19 protein-coding genes are annotated in these 19,803 nt (G+C 66.6%); 6 read left to right on the top strand and 13 right to left on the bottom strand.

Going from position 1 to position 19,803, the window contains the following annotated elements:
• Positions 1–5 precede the first annotated feature (5 nt).
• Positions 6–734 (top strand): glutamine amidotransferase, encoded by a 729-nt coding sequence (locus FHW94_RS06875; RefSeq protein ID WP_168554928.1) that lies wholly within the window; start codon positions 6–8, stop codon positions 732–734.
• Here FHW94_RS06875 and FHW94_RS06870 read toward each other — a convergent pair whose 3' ends face one another.
• The 13 genes from FHW94_RS06870 to FHW94_RS06810 all read right to left on the bottom strand — a co-directional run bounded on the left by FHW94_RS06870 (position 735) and on the right by FHW94_RS06810 (position 14,264).
• Positions 735–1,868 carry a ThuA domain-containing protein gene (locus tag FHW94_RS06870; protein ID WP_168554927.1) on the bottom strand — a complete coding sequence of 378 codons (1,134 nt, stop codon included), beginning with the start codon at positions 1,866–1,868 and terminating at the stop codon, positions 735–737.
• Positions 1,869–1,945: 77 nt separating this feature from the next.
• Positions 1,946–2,953 carry an alcohol dehydrogenase catalytic domain-containing protein gene (locus FHW94_RS06865; RefSeq protein WP_168554926.1) on the bottom strand — a complete coding sequence of 336 codons (1,008 nt, stop codon included), beginning with the start codon at positions 2,951–2,953 and terminating at the stop codon, positions 1,946–1,948.
• Positions 2,953–3,792, bottom strand: coding sequence for an SDR family NAD(P)-dependent oxidoreductase (locus FHW94_RS06860; RefSeq protein ID WP_168554925.1), 840 nt, complete (start codon positions 3,790–3,792; stop codon positions 2,953–2,955). The genes FHW94_RS06865 and FHW94_RS06860 overlap by 1 nt, the downstream gene beginning before the upstream one ends.
• Before the next feature lie 29 nt (positions 3,793–3,821).
• Positions 3,822–4,913: an aromatic ring-hydroxylating dioxygenase subunit alpha gene (locus tag FHW94_RS06855; RefSeq protein WP_168554924.1), complete on the bottom strand. Its 1,092-nt coding sequence runs from the start codon at positions 4,911–4,913 to the stop codon at positions 3,822–3,824.
• Between the two features lie 16 nt (positions 4,914–4,929).
• On the bottom strand, positions 4,930–5,463 hold the full coding sequence (locus FHW94_RS06850) for a 2,4'-dihydroxyacetophenone dioxygenase family protein (protein ID WP_168554923.1): 534 nt from the start codon (positions 5,461–5,463) through the stop codon (positions 4,930–4,932).
• A gap of 10 nt (positions 5,464–5,473) precedes the next feature.
• Positions 5,474–6,010: a 2,4'-dihydroxyacetophenone dioxygenase family protein gene (locus FHW94_RS06845; protein WP_168554922.1), complete on the bottom strand. Its 537-nt coding sequence runs from the start codon at positions 6,008–6,010 to the stop codon at positions 5,474–5,476.
• A gap of 16 nt (positions 6,011–6,026) precedes the next feature.
• On the bottom strand, positions 6,027–6,560 hold the full coding sequence (locus FHW94_RS06840; RefSeq protein ID WP_168554921.1) for a 2,4'-dihydroxyacetophenone dioxygenase family protein: 534 nt from the start codon (positions 6,558–6,560) through the stop codon (positions 6,027–6,029).
• A gap of 56 nt (positions 6,561–6,616) precedes the next feature.
• Positions 6,617–9,178, bottom strand: coding sequence for a TonB-dependent receptor (locus FHW94_RS06835; RefSeq protein WP_168554920.1), 2,562 nt, complete (start codon positions 9,176–9,178; stop codon positions 6,617–6,619).
• Between the two features lie 148 nt (positions 9,179–9,326).
• Complete coding sequence (locus FHW94_RS06830; RefSeq protein ID WP_168554919.1) at positions 9,327–10,256, bottom strand: helix-turn-helix domain-containing protein; 930 nt, start codon at positions 10,254–10,256, stop codon at positions 9,327–9,329.
• Positions 10,257–10,287: 31 nt separating this feature from the next.
• On the bottom strand, positions 10,288–11,565 hold the full coding sequence (locus FHW94_RS06825; protein WP_168554918.1) for an MFS transporter: 1,278 nt from the start codon (positions 11,563–11,565) through the stop codon (positions 10,288–10,290).
• Positions 11,562–12,134: a VOC family protein gene (locus tag FHW94_RS06820; protein ID WP_246865908.1), complete on the bottom strand. Its 573-nt coding sequence runs from the start codon at positions 12,132–12,134 to the stop codon at positions 11,562–11,564. Before FHW94_RS06820 ends, FHW94_RS06825 begins: the two co-directional genes overlap by 4 nt.
• A 138-nt stretch (positions 12,135–12,272) precedes the next feature.
• On the bottom strand, positions 12,273–13,286 hold the full coding sequence (locus tag FHW94_RS06815) for an NAD(P)-dependent alcohol dehydrogenase (protein ID WP_168554917.1): 1,014 nt from the start codon (positions 13,284–13,286) through the stop codon (positions 12,273–12,275).
• Positions 13,287–13,376: 90 nt separating this feature from the next.
• The gene (locus tag FHW94_RS06810; RefSeq protein ID WP_168554916.1) at positions 13,377–14,264 is read right to left on the bottom strand and encodes an IclR family transcriptional regulator C-terminal domain-containing protein; all 888 of its coding nucleotides are present in this window, start codon (positions 14,262–14,264) and stop codon (positions 13,377–13,379) included.
• Between the two features lie 123 nt (positions 14,265–14,387).
• Between FHW94_RS06810 and FHW94_RS06805 the strand changes: the two genes are divergently transcribed.
• The 5 genes from FHW94_RS06805 to FHW94_RS06785 are packed head-to-tail and all read left to right on the top strand — an operon-like array spanning position 14,388 to position 19,795.
• Entirely contained in the window at positions 14,388–15,635 is a 1,248-nt protein-coding gene (locus FHW94_RS06805) for a Tm-1-like ATP-binding domain-containing protein (RefSeq protein WP_168554915.1), read from the top strand.
• Positions 15,636–15,654: 19 nt separating this feature from the next.
• Positions 15,655–16,116, top strand: coding sequence for an acetyl-CoA carboxylase biotin carboxyl carrier protein subunit (locus tag FHW94_RS06800; protein ID WP_210425467.1), 462 nt, complete (start codon positions 15,655–15,657; stop codon positions 16,114–16,116).
• A gap of 12 nt (positions 16,117–16,128) precedes the next feature.
• Positions 16,129–17,481 (top strand): biotin carboxylase N-terminal domain-containing protein, encoded by a 1,353-nt coding sequence (locus FHW94_RS06795; RefSeq protein ID WP_210425466.1) that lies wholly within the window; start codon positions 16,129–16,131, stop codon positions 17,479–17,481.
• On the top strand, positions 17,478–18,950 hold the full coding sequence (locus tag FHW94_RS06790) for a biotin carboxyl carrier protein (RefSeq protein WP_168554914.1): 1,473 nt from the start codon (positions 17,478–17,480) through the stop codon (positions 18,948–18,950). The genes FHW94_RS06795 and FHW94_RS06790 overlap by 4 nt, the downstream gene beginning before the upstream one ends.
• Positions 18,947–19,795, top strand: a complete 849-nt coding sequence (locus FHW94_RS06785) for an HAD hydrolase-like protein (RefSeq protein WP_349237452.1) — start codon at positions 18,947–18,949, stop codon at positions 19,793–19,795. The genes FHW94_RS06790 and FHW94_RS06785 overlap by 4 nt, the downstream gene beginning before the upstream one ends.
• The last annotated feature ends 8 nt before the right edge of the window (positions 19,796–19,803 follow it).

Raw genomic sequence — 19,803 nt, 5'->3', positions numbered from 1 at the left:
GAGCCTTGGCCAAGCCGCTGCTGATCATCCAGCCCGCCACATCCTATGACGACATGCCCGCCGTCTGCGCCCTGCGCGGCGATGAACTGGCGTGGTTCGGCGCCGGCTGTGGCGTGGCGCCAGACGAGATCCTGTCGGTGAAAGTCTATCAGGATGCGCCCCTACCCGATCCGGCAGACGTGCGCGCCACGATCATCACCGGCGCGATCGACATGGTGACCGATGGCCACCCATGGATCGAGCGCACCGCCGCCTGGGCGCGCGCCGCCATGGCACAAGGCGCACCGATCCTGGGGGTGTGCTTTGGCCACCAGTTGCTGGCCCATGCGCTGGGCGGCGCGGTGGCCGACAATCCGCGCGGGGCGATGTTCGGCACGGTGGATGTGGCGCGCACGCCGGCCGGCGCGCAAGACCCGCTGTTTGCCCCCCTGCCCGACCTGGCGCAAATGATGGTGTTCCATTTCCAGTCGGTGCTGTCGCTGCCGGCCGGGGCGGACGTGCTGGCGACCAGCCGCCACGATCCCCACCACGCGGTGCGCTATGCCGCCAATGCCTGGGGCGTGCAGTTTCACCCGGAATTCGACGCGCAGATCATGGCCGGCAGCTATGACGTCTATGCCGACGCGATTGGCCGCGCGGGCTTTTCGGTGCCCGATCTGCGCGCCGCCAATGCCGACAGCGCGCACGGGCAGCAGTTGCTGCGCGCGTTCATGGCGGCGGCCGACGGCGCCTGATCAACGCGCGCAGCTGGCCGGCGCCGCTGCCCAGGCCACCGCATTGGCCATCATCGTGCGATAGCGCGGATCGGCATAGCTTTCGGGCCGATGCCCGATCGCGGAATAGAACATCCGCCCCCGGCCGATGCACCGCGTCCAGGCGATGGGATGATCGCCCATTGCCAGGCTTTCGCCGTGCATGCCCTTGGGATCGTACGTGCTTTCGTCCAAGGTGGCGAGGATGCGCGCGCCCGTGGTGCGCGGGCTCTTGGCAAACGAATACCACTCGTCGGTCCAGGTCCAGCTCTGGGGCAAGCCGGCGGTCAGCACCGGATCATCGCTTTCGATCGCGATCCGCGCGGCTTGGAACTGCGGTGTCATCGGATGGCCGATGAAGCGTGCGCCGAGCAAGGTATCGGCATACCACGGCCAGAACCACACGGGATCGCCCGCGCTGCCGTGAATGCCGAGATAGGCGCCGCCCGCCTGCAGCCATTGGCGAAAGGCCTTGCGCTGCGACACGGTGAGGACGTCGCCCGAAATGTTGTTCCACACCACCACATCGAAATGGCGCAGCGTGGGCAGCGTGAACGCCCCGCCCCGATCGGTGGCAAGGATGGTCCAGCCATGCGCCTTGGCCAGATCGAGCAGCGCAGCATGCGCCGCGTCTACGCTGGGTTTATCCTTGAACCCGTTGATTTTTTCGAACACCAGAACCCGCGGGTGCGGGCCTTGGGGCACCGCGCCCAGCGGCGTGGCGTCATAACGGGCACAGCGGGCGACCTTGGTCTGCGCAGTAACCGGCAGCTTGCGCAAGGCGGCATCGATGCGGGCGATGGCAGCGGGCTCCAGCCCGAGGAATGGCCCACCCTGGCGAACCGAAAGGATCGCGGCGAAGCTGGGCGCCGTGGTGCCGAGGAAGCCGGGTGGCGCCTTGTCCAACTGCGCGCCTGCCTGGCCGCGCAGGATCGCGGCCGCAGCGGGATCCGCCAGCACGTCGATCAGCGGCAGATCGGCCGAAAATGGCGCATCGCGCATGGGGCAGTCGAGCGGCGCACGAGCCGCAGCGCCCACCGGTACCAGCAGCGCCGCAGCAGCCAACCCAGCGCCCAGGGCTGCCATCCAGGTGCGGCCATACCGTTTCATGCCCATCGCTTGCCCCCTTTGCCGCCTGGCTGGAAGCAGGCTTGCCAAAGACATAGCGGCAAAATGGGGCGGGCGAAAGAGCGTCAGGCGCCCGGTTCGATCAGCACCTTGCACTGGTGGGTGCGGTGGCGCAGGCTTTCGAACACATCGGGGGTTTGCGCCAAGGCGATCGTGTCGGTCACCAGCAAGCGGGGCTGCGCCAGCCCGCGATCAAGCGCATCGAGCGCGGCTTCATATTCCTGGCGGGTGAAGAAGGCCGAGGTGACGAGGCGCACTTCCTTGGACAGCATGGCAAAGGTATTGAGCGTGTCTGGCCGGGTACACAGGCCCAGCAAGACGATCGTGCCGCGATTGCGCACCTGGCTGACGCCTTGCGCGATCAGGCCGGGCACGCCCACGCATTCGAACACCAGATCGGCCGGCCCGCCCAGCGCGCGGTGCGCGGCGCCCACCGGATCATCGGGCGCCACCACGAAATCGTGCGCGCCCATGGCGAGCGCGCGATCGCGCTGCCAATCGGCAATGTCCTGCACCACCACGCGCCCGGCACCCAACTGGCGCGCCCAGAACGCGACGGCCAGGCCGATCGGGCCTGCACCCAGCACCAGCACTTTGTCTCCCCGGCGCAGGCCGGAAAGGCCCAGGCCATGGAGCGCGACGGCCAGCGGCTCGATGATCGCGCCATCGGCAAGGCTGGCGCTTTGCGGCAGGCGCACGCACTGGTTGGGCCGGGTCAGCGCATATTCGGCATAGCCCCCGCCCTGAAGGCCGAAGGCGTCGCACCACTGCACTTCGCCGGCCACGCAGGCAGGGCAGGTTCCGCAGCTTTTCAGCGGGCTGACCGCCACGCGATCGCCGATCTGCCAGCCTTCCACGCCCCGACCGAGCGCCACCACTTCGCCGGCAAATTCATGGCCCAGGATCGATCCCGCGCCCTGGCCATAGGCGGCGTCCTCCGTCATGTGCAGGTCAGACCCGCAGATGCCGCAGCGGCCCACCCGCACCACCAGGTCGCCCTCGTGCGGCACGGGATCGGGTACGGTTTCCACGGCAAGGGGCTTGTGCAGCCCCTGCATCACGACCGCACGCATTACTGGTACTTGCCCAGCATCATGCCGCCGTCGATCACCACGTGGCTGCCGGTCATGTAATCCGATGCGTCAGAAGCCAGCAGCAGGGCGAGCGGCTTGATCTGTTCGGTTTCGGCCAGCTTGCCCAGCGGGACGATCGCGTCCCAGGCGGCGCGGGCCACCGGGTCTTTCTTAAGCCAGCCGCCGCCGATGTTGGTGACGAAAGGGCCGGGCGCAATGGCGTTCACGCGGATGCGGAACTCGGCCAGTTCCAGCCCGAGCGCACGCACCATGTGCAGCACGCCGGCCTTGGCGGGCATATAGGGCAGGCCCACGATCGGTTCGGTCACCAGCCCGGCATTGGAAGCCGTGCAAATGATCGAGCCGCCGCTGCGCCCATTGGCGCGGCCCGGCTGCTTCATGATGCGCACGGCGTTGGAGATGGTGTAGAACACGCCGTTGAGGTTGACCGCGATCGACTTGTCCCAGCGCGCGGGGTCATAGGTATCGACCTGTCCTTCGGGATTGCGATGCCCGGCCGGGTTCCAGAAGCCGGCGCCGGCATCGATGCCGGCATTGGCAAAGCAGATGTCGAGCCCGCCAAAGGCCGTGGCGTGATCGTCGAACGCCGCGGCCACGGCCTCGAAGCTGGACACGTCGCAGTGCGCGGCGCGCGCATCGTGCCCGGCCTCGCGCAGCAGGGCGGCCTCGCGCTCGGCGCCCTCCAGGTCGATATCGGCAAGCGTTACCGCCGCACCGCCTTCGGCCATGACCTGGGCATAAGCAAGGCCGATGCCGCTGGCAGCGCCGGTGACCAGCGCGCTGCGGCCGGCAACGCTGAAACGATCGAGAATGGCCATGATATTCCTCTCCAAGGGGGGCGCGCCGTTCAGACGGCGGCTTCGTGTTCGGCCGGGGCTGATCCCCGTTCGCGCGCGATAAGGCGCTGCAACAGGCGGCGGGCGCGGATGCCACCGCCATCGCCGCCCAGCACCAGGGGCTTCAAGTCCCAGAAATCGGCCCCGCGCATCAGGCGGTGGCTGTCGCGGATGATCGGCATGTCCTCGCGCTCGAACGCGTGTTCCAGCGCGGCCTGCATGGCCTGGGAAAAACCTGCGTCGTCCAGCGCGAAATCGCGGCCGGTGGCCCAGATGTAATGCGTGGTGTCGGGCGTTTCGGGCGTGAAGGCATGGAGCGAGGGCAGCAGCGTGCACTGCGCACGCGGCGTGCCCGGCGGGCCGGCGATATAGTCGAAGCGCAAGACCGCGGGCGCATGCCAGGTGACTTCGCCATAGAAATCCTGCGGCTCACCCACCCGACCCAGCATGGCGCCGATCCCGTCGGACAGGGTATCGTTCAGGCGCACATATTCGGCGTGGACGGTTTCGCCATCCTGCCAGAACCGCCGCTCGCCTTCGGTAAAGGCGCGGGCGACCAGCGCGGGATGGACGAAATTGGCGTGGCTGAGATCGAGGATGTTGTCACTGTAGAGTTCATAGTGTCCCTCGGCTCGCGTGGCACCGCGCACCACCGCCCAGGCCGGATCGACCAGCCAGGCAAAATCCGGGATCAGCGCGGGATCGGCCCGATCGGCCGCGCCCATCCAGATCCACAGCAAGCCGTGCCGCTCTTCCAATGGATAGACCGGCAGCCGCGCGGCGGGCACTTGGCCACCGGGATGGGGATTGAAGACGCAGGCACCGCTGCCATCGAAACGCAGCCCGTGATAGGGGCAGGCCAGGGCGCCCTCAACCACCCTGCCCTGCCCCAGCGGCGCAAAGCGGTGGGGACAGCGCCCGCCCACGGCATGCGCCGCGCCCGCCTCGTCACGAAACAGCGCAACCGGCTCTTCCAGGAAAACGCGGTCGATCGGCGTTTCGTCCAAGGCATCGGCCCAGCCGGCCACGTACCAGCAATCACGCAAGTACGTGCCGCGGGGCGGCCCGCCGAGGACGGGAAGCGAAAGCGAGGGCGCCTGCATCACACCGCCCCTGCGATCAGAGGTAGAGCTGCTTGTTGATGGCAATGCCGTGTTCCCGGCAGTAGCTTTCATAGTGGTTCATGAACCACCAGACATCCAGCGTTTCCACGTGGTTGCCTTGGGCGTCGAAGAATTCGTTGGCGCCCTGCATGTGGAACAGCGCTTTCATGCCGTTCGGATCGTCGGTCACCAGGGTGTGGGCCGTGCCGGGCGTTTCGGTGATGAATTCGCCGGGCCGGCAGACCCAATCGTATTCCAGGTAGCGGAACGAGCCCTCCAGCCCGATTGCCCAGACGCGGCCACGGTGCTTGTGCGTGCCGATCACGCCCGGCCCCTTGATCCACAGGATGTTGACGTAGACGTTCTCGCGCACGTCGAACGCCAGGTGGCGGATCGCCGCGTTGTCGCCGAACGGCACCCACGGGCTTTCCGCTTCGCTGGCGCCGATATAAGTCCCTTCCACGCCCCGTGCGCGGATCAGGTCACCGTAAAGCTCGGGAACCTGGACGATTTCATAGGCCGAAGACGGCGGTGCTTTCATCGATGCCATGGTGGGCGCCTTACAGATAGAGCTTGGGGTTGATCGGGATGCCGTGGGCCCGACAATGCGTTTCGTAGTGGTTGATGAACCACCACACGTCGGTGGTATCGACCAGGTTGGCGTCCGCGTCGTAGAAATCGATCGGGCCCTGCATCCAGCCGAACAGCTTGCACCCCTGCGGGTGGTCGGTGACCAGCGTGTGGCTTTCGCCCGGCGTTTCCAGGATCAGCCCGCCCGGCGTTGCCACCCAGTCATACTCCAGATAACGAACCGATCCTTCGAGGCAGACCATCGTGATCGTGCCGCGATGGAAATGCGTGCCGATCACGCCCGGCGCCTTGACCCACAGGATGTTGGAAAACAGGTTCTGCCGCACATCGAACGCCAGGTGCTTGATCGCGGCATTGTCGCCAAACGGCACCCAGGGGCTGTCTACATCGGTGGCCGCGTCGATATAGCGGCCGCCGGGGCTGAGCCGCTCGACCAGTGCCTTGTGCGGGAATTTCACATCAACGATGGCCGCCTTGTCGGACGGAGGGGCTGTCATAACGGTCATGGGGGGCTCCGTTGGCTTAGCGGATAAGGGTGTCGACGTAATCGGCGCCGATGCCGACGGCGGCATAGTGCGCACGGGCGGCGGCGATATAGTCGAACACGTCATAGTGGCCGATGGTGTTGCCCGCCTCGTCCAGCCACATCAGCGGGCCGGAAACCACGAAGAACACTTTCATCGGGTCTTCGTGTTCATAGCAGACCAGGGTGTGGCTCTCGCCCGGCGTCTCGTAGACGAAATCACCGGCCGTGGCGGTCCAGGAATGTTCGAGATAGGCCCATTTCCCGCTGATCGTGTAGGCCCAGATCGGGTGGGGGTGATAGTGGCGGTTGACCAGGCCGGCCTGCTTGCTCATCAGCACGTCGGCCCACATGTTCTTGGCCGGGCTGATCCACACCGGCTTGGAAAACACGGTTTCGCTGATCGGCACCCAATAGCGTTCGTCGCCCTCGGCGATCTTGGGCAGGTAGACTTCGGGCAAGCCACCATCGCGGAAGACTTTCTCCACCGGCTTGATGTCTTTCCAGAATTCGGTGTGTGCGGCTTCGGGCATCGTCGCTCTCCAGGGGGTACACCGGGCGGCCAGGGGTGGCCGCCCGGTGCGAAAGATCAGAACTTCACGCCAACGCGGGCATACCATTCGGCCGGGCGGCTGTAGGTGCCGTAGATCTGGCCGCCGGCAAGCTGCGCCTGGCCGGTAGTGAGATAGCGCTCGTTGGTGAGGTTGGTGCCACCGGCCGTCAGTTCCCACACACCGCCGGGCGCACGATAGGTGACCGAGCCGTTGACCACCGTGGTGCTGGGACGATCGAGCAGGAACGTGCCTTCGGTATCGTTCTTCATCGTGCTGGTGAACGTGACATCGGCCAGGAACACCACCGTCCCGTGGCTGCCCAGGTCAGCCTGGTAGCGGGGCGAGACGTTGAACTTCCACTTGGGCGTCTTGGGCAGGGTCACCCCTTCGCGCACGCCAGCCTGGAGCGTGGAAGCGGCCACCTGTGCGGGACCATCGACGCTGGTGTACTTGGCATCGGTAAAGCCCAGCGAACCCGTGACGGTGAGCCCGCGCGCGGGCGCGGCCACCACTTCCACTTCAAAGCCCTTGATCCGCGCATCGCCCGCGTTCTGGATGGTGGGAGAAACGCCCTGCTGGAAGTTGAGCTGGATGCCCTTGTAATCGGTGAGGAACACCGCGCCGTTGATCTGGAGATGGCGATCGAGCAGTTCGGACTTGAGCCCCGCTTCCCAGGTCGTGGCCTTTTCCTCGCCAAAGCCGGGGGCATAGGGCAGCGGGTTGGACAGGCGGGTGGTCCAGCCGCCGGTCTTGTAGCCCTTGGACCAGCTGGCGTAGATCATCACGTCGTCGTTCGGGTGCAGCTGCACACCGATCTTGGGTGAGAAGTTGGAGAACTTCTTGTGCTGCACGCCCGCCACGTAATAGCGCAGCGGCTGGCCGGCGTTGGGGAAGCCGTTGTCTACCCGGCAGGCATCGCTGATCGGATTGAGCGAAGCGCAGTTGGGATCGCCGAAATAGTTGGCCAGCTTGTAGTTCAGGCCGTTGGCGTCGGACTGGAACCCTTCGAACTCCTTGTCTTCGTGGGTGTAGCGGCCACCCACCGTGAAGGCCAGCAGGTCTGACAGGGCATAGTCCACCTGGCCGTAGAACGCATAGTTCTTGGTGGCGAGGGTGTTGGGCCCGTCAACCTGAAGCAGCCCTTCGGCAAAGGTCACATAGTCGTGCAGGTCGCCGCTTTCGCGGAAGTAATAGGCGCCCAGCACGTACTTGAGCTTCTTCTCCATCGCCGTGCCGGTGAGCTGCAGCTCCTGGCTGAACTGCTTCTGGTTCATCGAGAAGCTGGTATGGAGGAAGTTGAGCGGCGAGTTGTCGAGATCCATCCCGACCACCCAGTGCAGTTCGCGATAGGCCGTGATGGACTTGATCGAGGCCGTGTCGGACAGATCGAAATCGAGCGTCAGCGCCGCGCCGCCCTGCTTCAACTTGTTGAAGTTGTTGCCATTGGCATAAGAGGTGTCGATGTTGTTGGTCACGAACCGGTTGTCATAGGGCAGCCGGTTGTTGTCGGGGTTGTTGTCGGCATTGACGCCATAGATCGCCGGCAGATCGAGGATCGAGTTGAGCCCGCCGCGGCGATAGAGGAATGCCGCCGAGGGTGGCCCACCGATGAAGCTGTCGCACGCGCCGCTCACCCCGCCCACGGTGACGGTGGGATTGCCGGCGATCGCGCAGTTATAGGTGCCGGCAAAGACCGCCGGGAACGTGGTGATCACCTTGTTGGCGATCTGCGAGGTATCGGTCTTGCTGTAGTCGCCGGTCAGCGTCGCCTTGAAACCGACGCCGTTGTAGCGGATCTTGCCGCGCAGATTCCAGGTGTTGTCACCGCCTTCGGTGCCATAACCCTGGTTGCCATAGCCGGCCGCCTTGAGCGAGGTGATCGGATCGAAGGCATAGTTGCTGGCGCCGGGATAGGGAATGCGGTGCAGGTAACCATCGCGCTTGGTGATGGCAAAGCTGACCGAGGAGGACAGCTTGTCGGCCAGGGGCATGTCGACCGTGCCCTTGGCGCTGAATAGGCTGTAGCTGCCGGTCATCGCCGACCCGACGAAACGGAAGCTGTCGCCCGGATCGTGCGTGACGATCGAGATGGCGCCGCCGATGGTGTTGCGGCCAAACAGCGTGCCTTGCGGGCCCTTGAGCACTTCGACGCGGTCAACGTCGGGCAGGTCCTGGTTGGCGCCCACCGAGCGGGCCAGATAGACCCCGTCGAGATAGATGCCCACACCCGGATCGATGTTGAAGGCAAAATCGTTGGCGCCGATACCGCGGATATAGGCGGCCAGCACCTGGCTCGAACCCGAAAACGGCGTGCCGGCGTCCAGCGTCACGTTCGGCGCGATGTTCGACAGCGAAGACACGCTGGTCACCGCGCGTTCTTGCAGCGCAGACGCGGTGAAGGCGCTGATCGCGATCGGCACGTCCTGGACGTTTTCCGCGCGCTTCTGCGCGGTCACCACGATTTCCTGGATGCCGCCGTTGCCGCTGGCCTGAGCCTCCCCCTGGGCTGCGGCGTTGGCCTGCGGCGCCTGTTGCGCCATCGCCGGGCTGGCCAGCGCAATGGCCAGCGCGCCCACCGATACCGGTGCGAACTTCATGGACTCTCTCCCTTTTTTGGTGCGGTTTGTCACAAGTGCCCCTGACACCTGTTCCGCTGTGGTCGATGCTAGGCTTTCGGGGCCGCCCGCGCTTGCATTGGCGCGCAATCCGATCAGGATTCTCGCGCAAAGCGCCCCGAAAAAGACGTCAGTTGCGCGTGCGCCATGCGCGCGGCGCCACGCCAAAGCGCTGGCGGAAGCAGCGGGCGAAATAGGCGCTGTCGTTAAAGCCCATCTCGAATGCGACTTCGGTAATGCTGGCGGCAGGGTTGCCGGTGATGCGCTCGGCCGCGCGGACCAGGCGGCGTTCCAGGATATAGGCGCTGGGCGTGGTGCCCATCGTGGCAAACAGGTTCTGGATCGTGCGGACGGACGTGTGGCAGGCATCCGCCAAGGTCAGCGTGCGCAGCGCCGGATCGCCCAGATGCGCGTCGACCAGGGCCATGACCTTGTCACGCAGCGCATGGTCGGTCACCCGTTCTTCAGGCCGCGTGGCGCCGCGCATGGCCAGGGCGACCAGATCGAAGAACACACCGCTCACGCCCTGCTGCCATTGCGGGTCCTGTCCGCTCTGGTCCCCCTGGTGCCACAGCGAGCGCAGGAAATCGTGGAACACCCGCCCCCCCGGGCTTGCCCCGCACAGGCGGCGGCTGAGCATGTCGTCCAGCCCAGGCACCCGCTCGGCCAACGGCGCGCGCGGGAATTCCACGACCAGCAGTTCGTGCGCGGAAAGATCGAGCGTATAGGCCTGGTGTGGCGATCCGATCACGAAATCGCCCGCTTCCAGCAAGCTTTCGGCCTGGCCCTGGCGATGCAGGCTGCGCCCCCGGCATTGCAGGTGCAGGATCAGCCGCTCCTGCGCAGCGTCATGCCCCTGGCGCCCCACGAACGAGGCGGTGGAGCGGGGCCGGATCATGGCCAGGTCACCCACCGTCCACGACCACATTTCGCCCGTGAAATCGCGCCCTTGCGTGTTCACGTAAGTGCCGGTGTAGATCCGATCGACCAAGTCGTTCCAATAGGCCAGGCGCTGGTCGGGCGCGATGGCATCGGTGGCGTAGCGTTGCACGACATTCATCAGCGTGAACTCCCCCAACGAAAACGAAACTTCAGGTCCGCAAGCCGATCTCCGCCGCGGGAGCGGGGAAGGCACGATTGGCGCGCCGGGCCACCACGCGCGGCGCGCTTTCCTTCAGGCCCAACGCAAGAATTCCGGCCAGCAGGCACAACCCCAGCATCAGCCAGACCGGCGCGGCCAGGCCATAGGCATCGGCCAGCGCCCCGGCGAGGAACGGGCTGAGCACGCCGCCCAGCACTTCACCGATGCCCATGACCACGCCGGTGAGCGTGGCGGTAAGGCGTGGATCGACGCTTTCGGCGGGAATCGTGGCCATGAACATCGGGAACAGGCCATTCAGCGCCCAGCCGAAGAAGAAGATCGCGCCCAGCACCCAGGCCGATCCACCATAATGGATCGCGCCGAGCGGCAGGATCGCACCGAGGAACGAGAACCCGATCATCACCGGGCGGCGCCCGATCGCATCGGACAGCGCGGGCACGGCGAAGCTGCCGATCCCGGCAGAAATGCCGAGCGTGGCCATCAGCCAGCCCATCGTGCCCGGATCAAAGCCACGCCCCTTGGTCAGGAACAGCGGCATGAACGCCCAGCACACCACCAGGTACGACACCAGCAGGATCGCGATCAGCGCGCAAAGCACCACGTTGCGATGACCAAAGGCCTGGCGCAGCGTGACGCGTGGCGCATCGCCATCATGGTGCACCGCAGGTGGTTCGCGCAGGGTGAACCAGATCAACGCGGCGGTGATCACGCCCGGCGCCGCAGCCAGATAGAACCCTTCGCGCCAGCCATAGGCCACCGCCAGAGGGACGAGCAGGATCGGGGCAAGGCCCGATCCCAGCAGATTCGATCCCAGGTTCTGCGCCACGCCCATGGCCAGGCCGCGCCGCTCTGGCGCCACTTCGCCCACGATCATCGCGTGGCTGACCGGCATCACCCCGCCTTCGGCCGCGCCCATCAGCAAACGCGCGCCCAGCAGCATGAGGAACGACGTGGCAAAGCCTGACACCACCGAGCACAGGCAGAAGGCCAGGGTCGCCACCACGACCACCGCTTTTTGCGCGCCCAGCCGGTCTGACACACGGCCGACGACAAAGCCCGACAGCGCCCAGGTGAGCGACAGCGCGGAGGAAAACAGGCCCACTTGCGTGTTGGTCAGCCCCAGGTCGGGCTGCACGAAGGGCATGAGAAAGTTGAGCGCGTTGCGATCGAAGAACAGGATACCGAAGTTGAGGCTGAGAAGCCCGGTAACCCATACCTGATAGCCGCTGCCGGCGCGGGCCTTGCCCGCCAAGGCGGCCGGGCTCACAGGAACGGCCTTACGGGATCGCGGCCGTCCCAATCGCAGGCCGCGCGCCACATGGCGGTGAAGTGGCTGTCCATGCCGGCCGTGGCCGGGATCAGTTCGACAAAACCAGGGGCCGCATCGTGGCCGCCTTCCAGGTAGGCCACCGCGCCGCCGGTCGGCACCGGGGCGCGGAAAGCCAGGGTATAGCCGCGCGCCAGATAGCCGGGCAGCACGGCATCCACGTCGAGGCAGGCAATCCCGACATGATGAAACCCGTAGCCGCGCGCCTCCACCGTTTCACGGTAGACGGAGGGGTGATCGTCGAGCGGCTGGATCAGTTCGATCTGCATGTGCCCGGCAAAGCCCATGGCGATCGCCACGTCGGCATTCGAAGGCGTGCCGCGATAGATCTGGCCCTCAGTCAGGAAATGGGGGAGCAGGAAAAACGGCCCCGCCCCACAATCGCGAATGAAGTGATCGATGGCCGCGTTGATATCGCGCACCACGAACGCCGTCTGGCAGATCCCCCCGATCGGCTGGCCATAGCCCAGCATGGCTGGGCGCGTGGCGGCTGGCGTTACCTTGTCCAAGGCACGTTGTCCTTTCCCTTGCGCGTGCAGGGGGTTCGCCGGACACCCGGCGCCGGGCCCTGCCCCGCGACATCCTCTTCCCTTCGTGCGTGCCGGCCGCTGGCGGGCCGTGTCACGCGTCTTGCAGCAAACCGCCCATCACAGCGTGATGACGACCTTGCCGAACAATCCTGCCGAGGCTTGATAACGCCAGGCGTCCTGGGCCTCTTCCATGGCAAAGCGCCGGTCGATCACCGGCTTGATCCCGTGCGCGTCGATGAACGCGTGCAACCGCTGCGCCATGGCGGCAGACCCCACGAAAATGCCCCGCAAGGTCGCGCCCTTGATCATCAGTCCGTGCGGGCTGGTGTCACCGCTGCGCGTCAGCACCCCGATCAGCGCGATTTCGCCGCCAAAGGCCACCGCCTGGATGCTTTGCGCCAGTGTGCCCGCGCCGCCCACCTCGACCACGTGATCGACGCCGCCCCCGGCCAGCTCGGCCGCCCGCGCGCCCCAATCCGGGGTCGTCTTGTAGTTGATCGTTTCGTGCACGCCCAAGGCGCGCACGCGCTCCAGCTTTTCATCGGAGGACGACGTGGCGATCACGCGCGCGCCGGCAGCCAGCGCAATCTGCGCGGCGAGCAGCGACACGCCGCCCGTGCCCAGCACCAGCACCGAGCGCCCCGGCCCGACCGGACGCGGCCCTTCCATCAGTGCGTTCCACGCGGTCACGCCGGCACAAGGCAGGCAGGCGGCCTCATCATACGACAGGCTTTGTGCTTGCTTGACCACGCCATGCGCCGGCAGGATCACCACGTCCTGCAACATGCCGGTGGCAGGCGGCGCCCCCAGGGCCGGGCCGGCGCCGGGATTGGGCGGCCCGTCCTGCCAATTCTGAAAAAACAGGCCGGCGACGCGATCGCCTTCGGCCAGGCCCGCCACCCCCTCGCCCAGCGCGACGATCTCTCCCGCGCCGTCGGACAGAGGCACGGTATCCCGATCGACAGCGCCACCGAAATAGTGCCCGAGCGGAATCAGTTGATCGCGATAATTGAGCGAACAGGCGTGAACCCGCACTGCCACTTCGCCGGGGCCGGGCCGTGGCTGTGGCACCTGGGCCAAAGCCATGTCGTCAAGCGATTGCGCGCCCTTGCGAATAAGCCATTGCCGCATACAGCCGTCCATCTCCCCCAAGGCATCTGGTATGTTCTTACGCCTTGTTGCCGATCATGACACAGCCGTCGCGCAAATTAATCAGCTACACTAACTATTTTCACTGGGTGAAACGCTTTCCACCGCCGCGCCGGCAAAACGGGCGATTACGGCGCCAGCGGGCGCACGCCCTTCTGCGGCGAGAGCAGCCCGTTCGATCGCCATGGCGATCTCGCGCGCGGTGTGTTTGAGCGCGCCCAAGTGGCGCAGCATCACGGCATCGTCGGTCCCGCGCTTGGCTGGCCAGGTGATGTTGATCGAGGCCACGGGCACGCCGTCGAGCAGGATCGGCACGGCCATCGACCGGCGCCCGTCGCGCAGGACCAATTGCCGCGACCGGTCGGGCCAGGGATGCAGCGGCTCGCGCGTGGCATAGCCGCGTGCGCGGGTTTCGGCGAGAATCGTGCGCAGATCCGCCTCGCTGCCCTCTTGCGGATGGCGCGGGCGCAGGCGGGCGATGATCGCCTCGCGCTCTTCCTCGCGGCAAGCGGCAAGATAGGCGCGGCCGGTGGCGGTGTGGATATACGAGAGCTTCACCCCCACCGGGCCGAGCGTGGCCGAATCGAGGCGGAACAGCGGGCTGTTGGTTTCGACGATCTCCATGTGATCAAGCCGCGGCATGGCCAGCACCGAGGGCCACGACACCCGCGTGGACAAGGCCTTGAGCCAGGGTGAGGCGACTTCGGCCACATGCTCTAGCGTCAGTGCCTGCGAGCGCGCCCGCGCGTCCACGTGCGGCAGATAGGCGCCGTCGGCAAGCCGTTGCCAGATCAACCCTTTCTGCCCGAGTGTTTGCAGCATGCGCAGCAAGGTGGCCTTGGGCAGGCCCAGCGCCATGTGCATTTCATGCAGGCTGGCCGCGCGACGCGCCTGCACCTGTAGCAAGACATCGAGTCCACGCTCCAGCGCGCGGACGGTCTTTACCTTCCGATCCTGCATCCCGTCCCCCGGCCGCATGCGCGGCTCGTTATGGTTTCATCTTGTGAAACGGAAGAATGGCGCAGCCAGTGGCAAAGTCAAATCCGTTGGCGCAACATCATGGCGAGGGAGAGGAAAACGACCATGAACCAAAGCCAGGGAGCCAAGGCGCCCAGCGTGCTGCTCGTGATCACGCAGGATACCAAGGAGGAAGAGGCCCGCTTTACCCGTGCCGCGCTAGAATCGGCCGGCGTGCGGGTGGTGCATCTCGATCCCAGCGTGCGGCGCACCGTGGGCGGGGCGGAAATCAGCCCGGAAGACGTGGCGCAGGCGGCCGGCCTGACGATCGAGGACGTGCGCGCGCTGGGGCATGAGGGGAAATGCCAGGCCGCGATGATCAAGGGGGCCATCGCCGCGGCCCATGCCTGGGACGCGCGCGAGCCGATCTCGGGCATCCTGGCCATCGGCGGCTCGATGGGTTCGGCCCTGGCCGGTGCCCTGATGCAGAGCTTTCCCTATGGGCTGCCCAAGCTGATCGTCTCGACCATGGCCTCGGGCTTCACCAAGCCGTACATGGGCATCAAGGACATCGCGATGATGAACGCGGTGACCGATATTTCCGGCCTCAACACCATCAGCCGCGATGTGTTTCGCAACGCAGCCCGCGCCGTGGCCGGCATGGCACTGGGTTTCGATCGCAATGCCCCGGCCGAAAAGCCGTTGGTGCTGATCACCACGCTGGGCACGACCGAGGCCTCGGTCCGCCGCATTCGCCAGGCGCTGGAAAGCGATGGCTGCGAAGTCATGGTGTTCCATTCGTCCGGCGCGGGCGGGCCGACGCTCGATGGCCTGGCCCAGGCCAAGGACGTGGCGCTGGTGCTCGATCTCTCGCAGACCGAGATTCTCGATCACCTGATGGGCGGCCTGGCCGATAGTGGGCCCGATCGTGGGCGGGCGGCGCTGGCGCGCGGCATCCCCACGATCCTGGCGCCCGGCAACGCCGATTTCATCATCGCCGGGCCGATCGACGTGGCACGCACCCAGTTCCCGGGCCGCCGCTATCACGAACACAACCCGCAGCTTACCGCCGTGCGCACCACGCTGGACGACCTCAAGGTGCTGGCCGATCACCTGGCCGCCAACGTGCGCGCGGCCCAGGGGCCGGTTCAGGTGATCACGCCGCTGCATGGCTTTTCCAGCCATGACAGCCCGGCCGGCCACATCATGGACCCGTCCGTGCCGCCGCCCTTTGCGCAATACCTGCGCGAGGTGATGCCTGCGCACGTGCCGGTGAACATGGTGGACGCCCATTTCAACGACGAAGCCTTTTCCGATGCGGTGATCGCCGCTGCCCGCGCCTTGCTGGCCCAAACCGCCGCGTGCGCGGCCTGATCCGCCCGAAGGGACCGACATGACCGCAGACCTGCCATTGACTGCCGAGGATGTTGCCGAGATCGCCGAAATCCTGGCGCATTCGGGTTATCGCGAGATGGACCTGGCCACCCGCCGCTTCCGCCTGCGCGTGTCACGCCCGCAAGGTAGCGATGCGGGGGCGGAGGAAGGCATGACGCAGGAATGGCAATGGGCCGGCAATGCCCCTGCCGCCAGCAATGAGACCGCTGCCGAAGCGGCTGCCGATCCCGACGTGGTGGCCAGCCCCCTGCCCGGCACATTCTATCATGCGCCCCAGCCCGGCGCGCCGCCGTTCGTTGCGGTGGGTGATGCGGTGACGCCCGACACCGTGGTGGGCATCGTCGAAACCATGAAGTTGATGAACCCGGTCCATGCCGGGCGCGCCGGCACGGTGGCGGCGGTGCTGGCCGCCAACGGCGCGCTGGTGGCCAAGGGTGCTCCGCTCTTGCGCCTCTGCTGAAAGCGAAAACCCATGACAATCAAGCGCCTGTTCATCGCCAATCGCGGCGAGATCGCCTTGCGCGTGCTGCGCACGGCCCACAAGATGGGGATCGAGACCGTGCTCGGGGTATCGGAGGCGGACAGTGCCTCGCTGCCGGCGCAGCTTGCCGGTGCCACGGTGCTGCTGGGCCCCGGGCCTTCGGCGCAAAGCTACCTCGCCATCGAAACGGTGGTGGCCGCGGCCAAGGCGCAAGGCTGCGACGCCGTGCATCCCGGCTATGGCTTCCTGTCCGAAAACGCCGCGTTTGCCCGCGCGGTGGCGCAGGCAGGCATGGTCTTTATCGGCCCGGCGGTGGAAACGCTGGAGGGGATGGGCGACAAGCTGGCCGCCCGCGCGCTGGCCCTGGCGGCCGGCCTGCCCGTGCTGCCCGGCGGAGACGCGGAAACGGCGCAAGACGTGGCTGCCCGCGCCGCGCAGACAGGCTATCCTTTGCTGCTCAAGGCCGTCGCGGGCGGCGGCGGCAAGGGTATGCGCCGGGTGGACGCGCCCGACCAACTCGATGCGGCATTGGCCATGGCGCGGGCCGAGGCGCAGGCTTCGTTCGGCAATCCGGCGGTCTATGTCGAACGGTTTGTAGCGCGCGGCCGCCATGTGGAAGTGCAGATCCTGGGCGATGGCACAAATGCCATCCACCTGGGCACGCGCGATTGTTCGATCCAGCGCCGCTTCCAGAAACTGGTGGAGGAAGCCCCCGCCCCGGCCATGCCGGAGGAAGCGCGGGCCGCCATCGAGCAGGCCGCCGTGCGCCTGGCGCGCCACATTGCCTATCGCGGCGCGGGCACGGCCGAATTCCTGGTCGATGCCGATGATTTCTCGTTCTATTTCCTCGAACTCAACGCCCGCATCCAGGTGGAGCACCCGGTGACCGAGGCGATCACCGGCGTCGATCTGGTGGAGCAGCAACTGCTGGTGGCGATGGGCCATCGGTTGACGCTGACGCAAACAATGGTGCGCCCGCACGGCCACGCGATCGAAGTGCGTATCAACGCCGAAGATCCCGATGCCGATTTCCGCCCTTCCCCCGGCACCGTCCGCCGCGCGGCCTGGCCGGCCGGCCCGGGCATCCGCGTCGACAGTCACATTGCCAATGGCGGCGAAGTGCCACCGTTCTACGACTCGCTGGTGGGCAAGCTGATCGTTCACGGCGCCACCCGCGCAGAGGCGGTGGCGCGCATGGACGCGGCCTTGCGCCACCTGGCGATCGAGGGTTTGCCCACCACCGCCCCGCTTCACCGCCGCATCCTGGCCGATCCCCGTTTTGTCGCGGGCGGTGTCGATACCGGCTTTCTTGCAGGCCTTAACCCAACAGGATCAAACCCATGACCGCGATCCGCCTTGTCGACGTGACCATGCGCGACGGCAACCAGAGCCTGTGGGGCGCCACCGGCCTCCACACGGCGCACATGTTGCAGGCTGCCGCGCTTACCCAGGCCTGCGGGTTTGCCGCGATCGACTTCACCTCATCAAGCCACATGGCCGTGGCCGTCCGCTATTTCCGCAACAACCCGTGGGAGCGCCTGCGCCGCATGGCCGCCGCCATGCCCAGCACGCCTTTGCAATTCATCACCACCGGGCTGCGCTTCATCGCCTGGCAGCAAGCCGATCCGGAATTCATGCGGCTGGTCTATCGCGCGTTGCAGGTCAACGGCGTCGGCCGCTTCGTGCTGCTCGATCCGATGCACGAAGTCCCCGCGGTGATCGAGGCGGCGCGCCTGGTGAAGCAGGAAGGCGGCGCCCAGGTCATGGCTGCGTTGACCTTTACGCTCTCGGCCATCCACACCGATGCATTCTATGCCGAATTCGCCCGCGCTCTGGCGCAGTGCCCTGAGATCGACCTGTTCTACATCAAGGACCCGGGCGGGCTGCTTTCGGTGGACCGGGTGCGCACGCTGGTACCGGCGGTCAAGGCCGTGATCGGCGCCAAGCCACTGGAAATCCATGCCCACACCACGATCGGCCAAGGCATGCTGACCAGCCTGGAAGCGGCCAAGCTGGGCATTGCCGCGGTGCACGTGGGCGTCGGGCCAGGAGGCGACGGCTCGTCGCTGCCCGAGGCCAACCGCATGGTGGCCAACCTGGAAGACGCCGGCCACAGCGTGGAAATCGACAAGGCTGCGCTCGCAAGGCTGACGCATTACTGGCAGCGCGTGGCCCTGGCCGAAGGGCTGCCGCCCGGCGCGCCGCAGAACTTCGATGCGAGTTTCCTGCGCCACCAGATTGCCGGCGGGGTGATGACCACCACGGCGCGCCAGTTGGCCGAACTGGGCCTGGCCGACCGGCTCGACGCGGTGATTGCCGAAACCGGGCAGGTGCGCGCGGAACTGGGCTATCCGATCATGGTCACGCCGTTTCCGCAGATGGTCATGAGCCAGGCGCTGTTCAACGTGATCGGCACGCATCGCTATGCCCAGGTTTCCGACCAGGTGATCCGCTATTGCCTGGGCAAGTTCGGCAAGCCGACCTCCCCCATCGACCCGGCCGTGCTTGCCACGATCATGGACCGTCCGCGCGCGCGCGAGCTGGAAAACGAACCCACGTTCCCCGCCCTGGCGGACTTGCGCCGCCAGTTCGGCCACCACTTGCCCGACGAGGAATTCCTGCTGCGTGCGGTCATGCCGGGGGAACAGGTGGACGCGATGCTGGCGGTCGGCCCATCGCGCGCCACTTACACGCCCGAGGCTGCGCCACTGCTTTCCCTGTTGCGCCAACTCGCGGCGCAACCGCACGCGCGCAACCTGGTGGTGGAGCGCCCCGGATTTCGCCTTGCCCTTCATGCCGGAGCCAGCCTGTGAGCCCGCTTTCCCCCGATCATGCCGCCCGCCTGCGCGATGCCGCCGGCTTTATCTTCGACATGGACGGCACCATCGCGCTGGGCGATGCCAAGAGCGGCGGGCACAAGGCCCTGCCCCATGCGATCGCCTTGCTTGAAGCGTTGAAAGCGCGCGGCACGCCCTACGTGGTCTTCACCAATGGCACGGCCAAGGCCCCGGCCGACTATGCAGCATCGCTGCGCGGCGCCGGCTTTCCGGTGGAAGACCATCAGATGCTGACGCCTTCGGCCACCGCGGCGGCGTGGTTTGCGGCGCAAGGCCTTCGCCGCGTGCGCGTACTGGGCAACGCCGGGTGCGCGGCGCCGTTGCATGCGCTGGGCCTCGACGTGATCGATCCGGCAGAGCCGGCCGGTCCAGTGGACGCCGTCTATACCGGCTGGTTTCGCGAATTCGATTTTGCCGCGCTGGAGGCCGCGTGCGAATCGCTGTGGCACGGCGCGCGGTTGTTTACCGCCAGCAACGTGCCGTTCTTTGCCACGGCCACGGGGCGCGCCATCGGATCGAGCTTTGCAATCAATGCCATGCTGACCGCCATGAGCGGAAAGCGCGCGCGCATCCTGGGCAAGCCGGCGCGCGTCGCGTTCGATGTCGCGCGCGATGTCATGGGCCTGCCGCGCAGCGCCGCGCGGTCGATGGTGGTGGTGGGCGATGATCCGGCCCTGGAAATGCGCATGGCCAACAGCGTTGGCGCCATGGCCCTGGGCCTGACCACCGGAATCATGAAGACCGGCGCAGACCTGGCGCCGCGCGATGCCCCCACCGTTTTGCTCGATACGCTCGAACCGGTGCTTGCCGCGCTGCGCTGATCACGCGC

The organism is Novosphingobium sp. SG720 (assembly GCF_012275365.1).
GTDB classification, from domain to species: Bacteria; Pseudomonadota; Alphaproteobacteria; order Sphingomonadales; family Sphingomonadaceae; genus Novosphingobium; species Novosphingobium rhizosphaerae.
The sequence above is the reverse complement of the archived record's forward strand: the minus strand, read 5'-3'. Positions and strand labels throughout refer to the sequence as shown.

Bases quoted from the DNA above. Each gene is read 5' to 3' on its own strand.
- FHW94_RS06860 (WP_168554925.1), bottom strand. From the start codon at position 3,792: ATGGCCATTCTCGATCGTTTCAGCGTTGCCGGCCGCAGCGCGCTGGTC.
- FHW94_RS06810 (WP_168554916.1), bottom strand. From the start codon at position 14,264: ATGCAGGATCGGAAGGTAAAGACCGTCCGCGCGCTGGAGCGTGGACTC.
- FHW94_RS06830 (WP_168554919.1), bottom strand. From the start codon at position 10,256: ATGAATGTCGTGCAACGCTACGCCACCGATGCCATCGCGCCCGACCAG.
- FHW94_RS06815 (WP_168554917.1), bottom strand. From the start codon at position 13,286: ATGCGGCAATGGCTTATTCGCAAGGGCGCGCAATCGCTTGACGACATG.
- FHW94_RS06870 (WP_168554927.1), bottom strand. From the start codon at position 1,868: ATGGGCATGAAACGGTATGGCCGCACCTGGATGGCAGCCCTGGGCGCT.
- FHW94_RS06865 (WP_168554926.1), bottom strand. From the start codon at position 2,953: ATGCGTGCGGTCGTGATGCAGGGGCTGCACAAGCCCCTTGCCGTGGAA.
- FHW94_RS06800 (WP_210425467.1), top strand. From the start codon at position 15,655: ATGACCGCAGACCTGCCATTGACTGCCGAGGATGTTGCCGAGATCGCC.
- FHW94_RS06790 (WP_168554914.1), top strand. From the start codon at position 17,478: ATGACCGCGATCCGCCTTGTCGACGTGACCATGCGCGACGGCAACCAG.
- FHW94_RS06795 (WP_210425466.1), top strand. From the start codon at position 16,129: ATGACAATCAAGCGCCTGTTCATCGCCAATCGCGGCGAGATCGCCTTG.
- FHW94_RS06835 (WP_168554920.1), bottom strand. From the start codon at position 9,178: ATGAAGTTCGCACCGGTATCGGTGGGCGCGCTGGCCATTGCGCTGGCC.
- FHW94_RS06855 (WP_168554924.1), bottom strand. From the start codon at position 4,913: ATGCAGGCGCCCTCGCTTTCGCTTCCCGTCCTCGGCGGGCCGCCCCGC.
- FHW94_RS06850 (WP_168554923.1), bottom strand. From the start codon at position 5,463: ATGGCATCGATGAAAGCACCGCCGTCTTCGGCCTATGAAATCGTCCAG.
- FHW94_RS06845 (WP_168554922.1), bottom strand. From the start codon at position 6,010: ATGACCGTTATGACAGCCCCTCCGTCCGACAAGGCGGCCATCGTTGAT.
- FHW94_RS06805 (WP_168554915.1), top strand. From the start codon at position 14,388: ATGAACCAAAGCCAGGGAGCCAAGGCGCCCAGCGTGCTGCTCGTGATC.
- FHW94_RS06840 (WP_168554921.1), bottom strand. From the start codon at position 6,560: ATGCCCGAAGCCGCACACACCGAATTCTGGAAAGACATCAAGCCGGTG.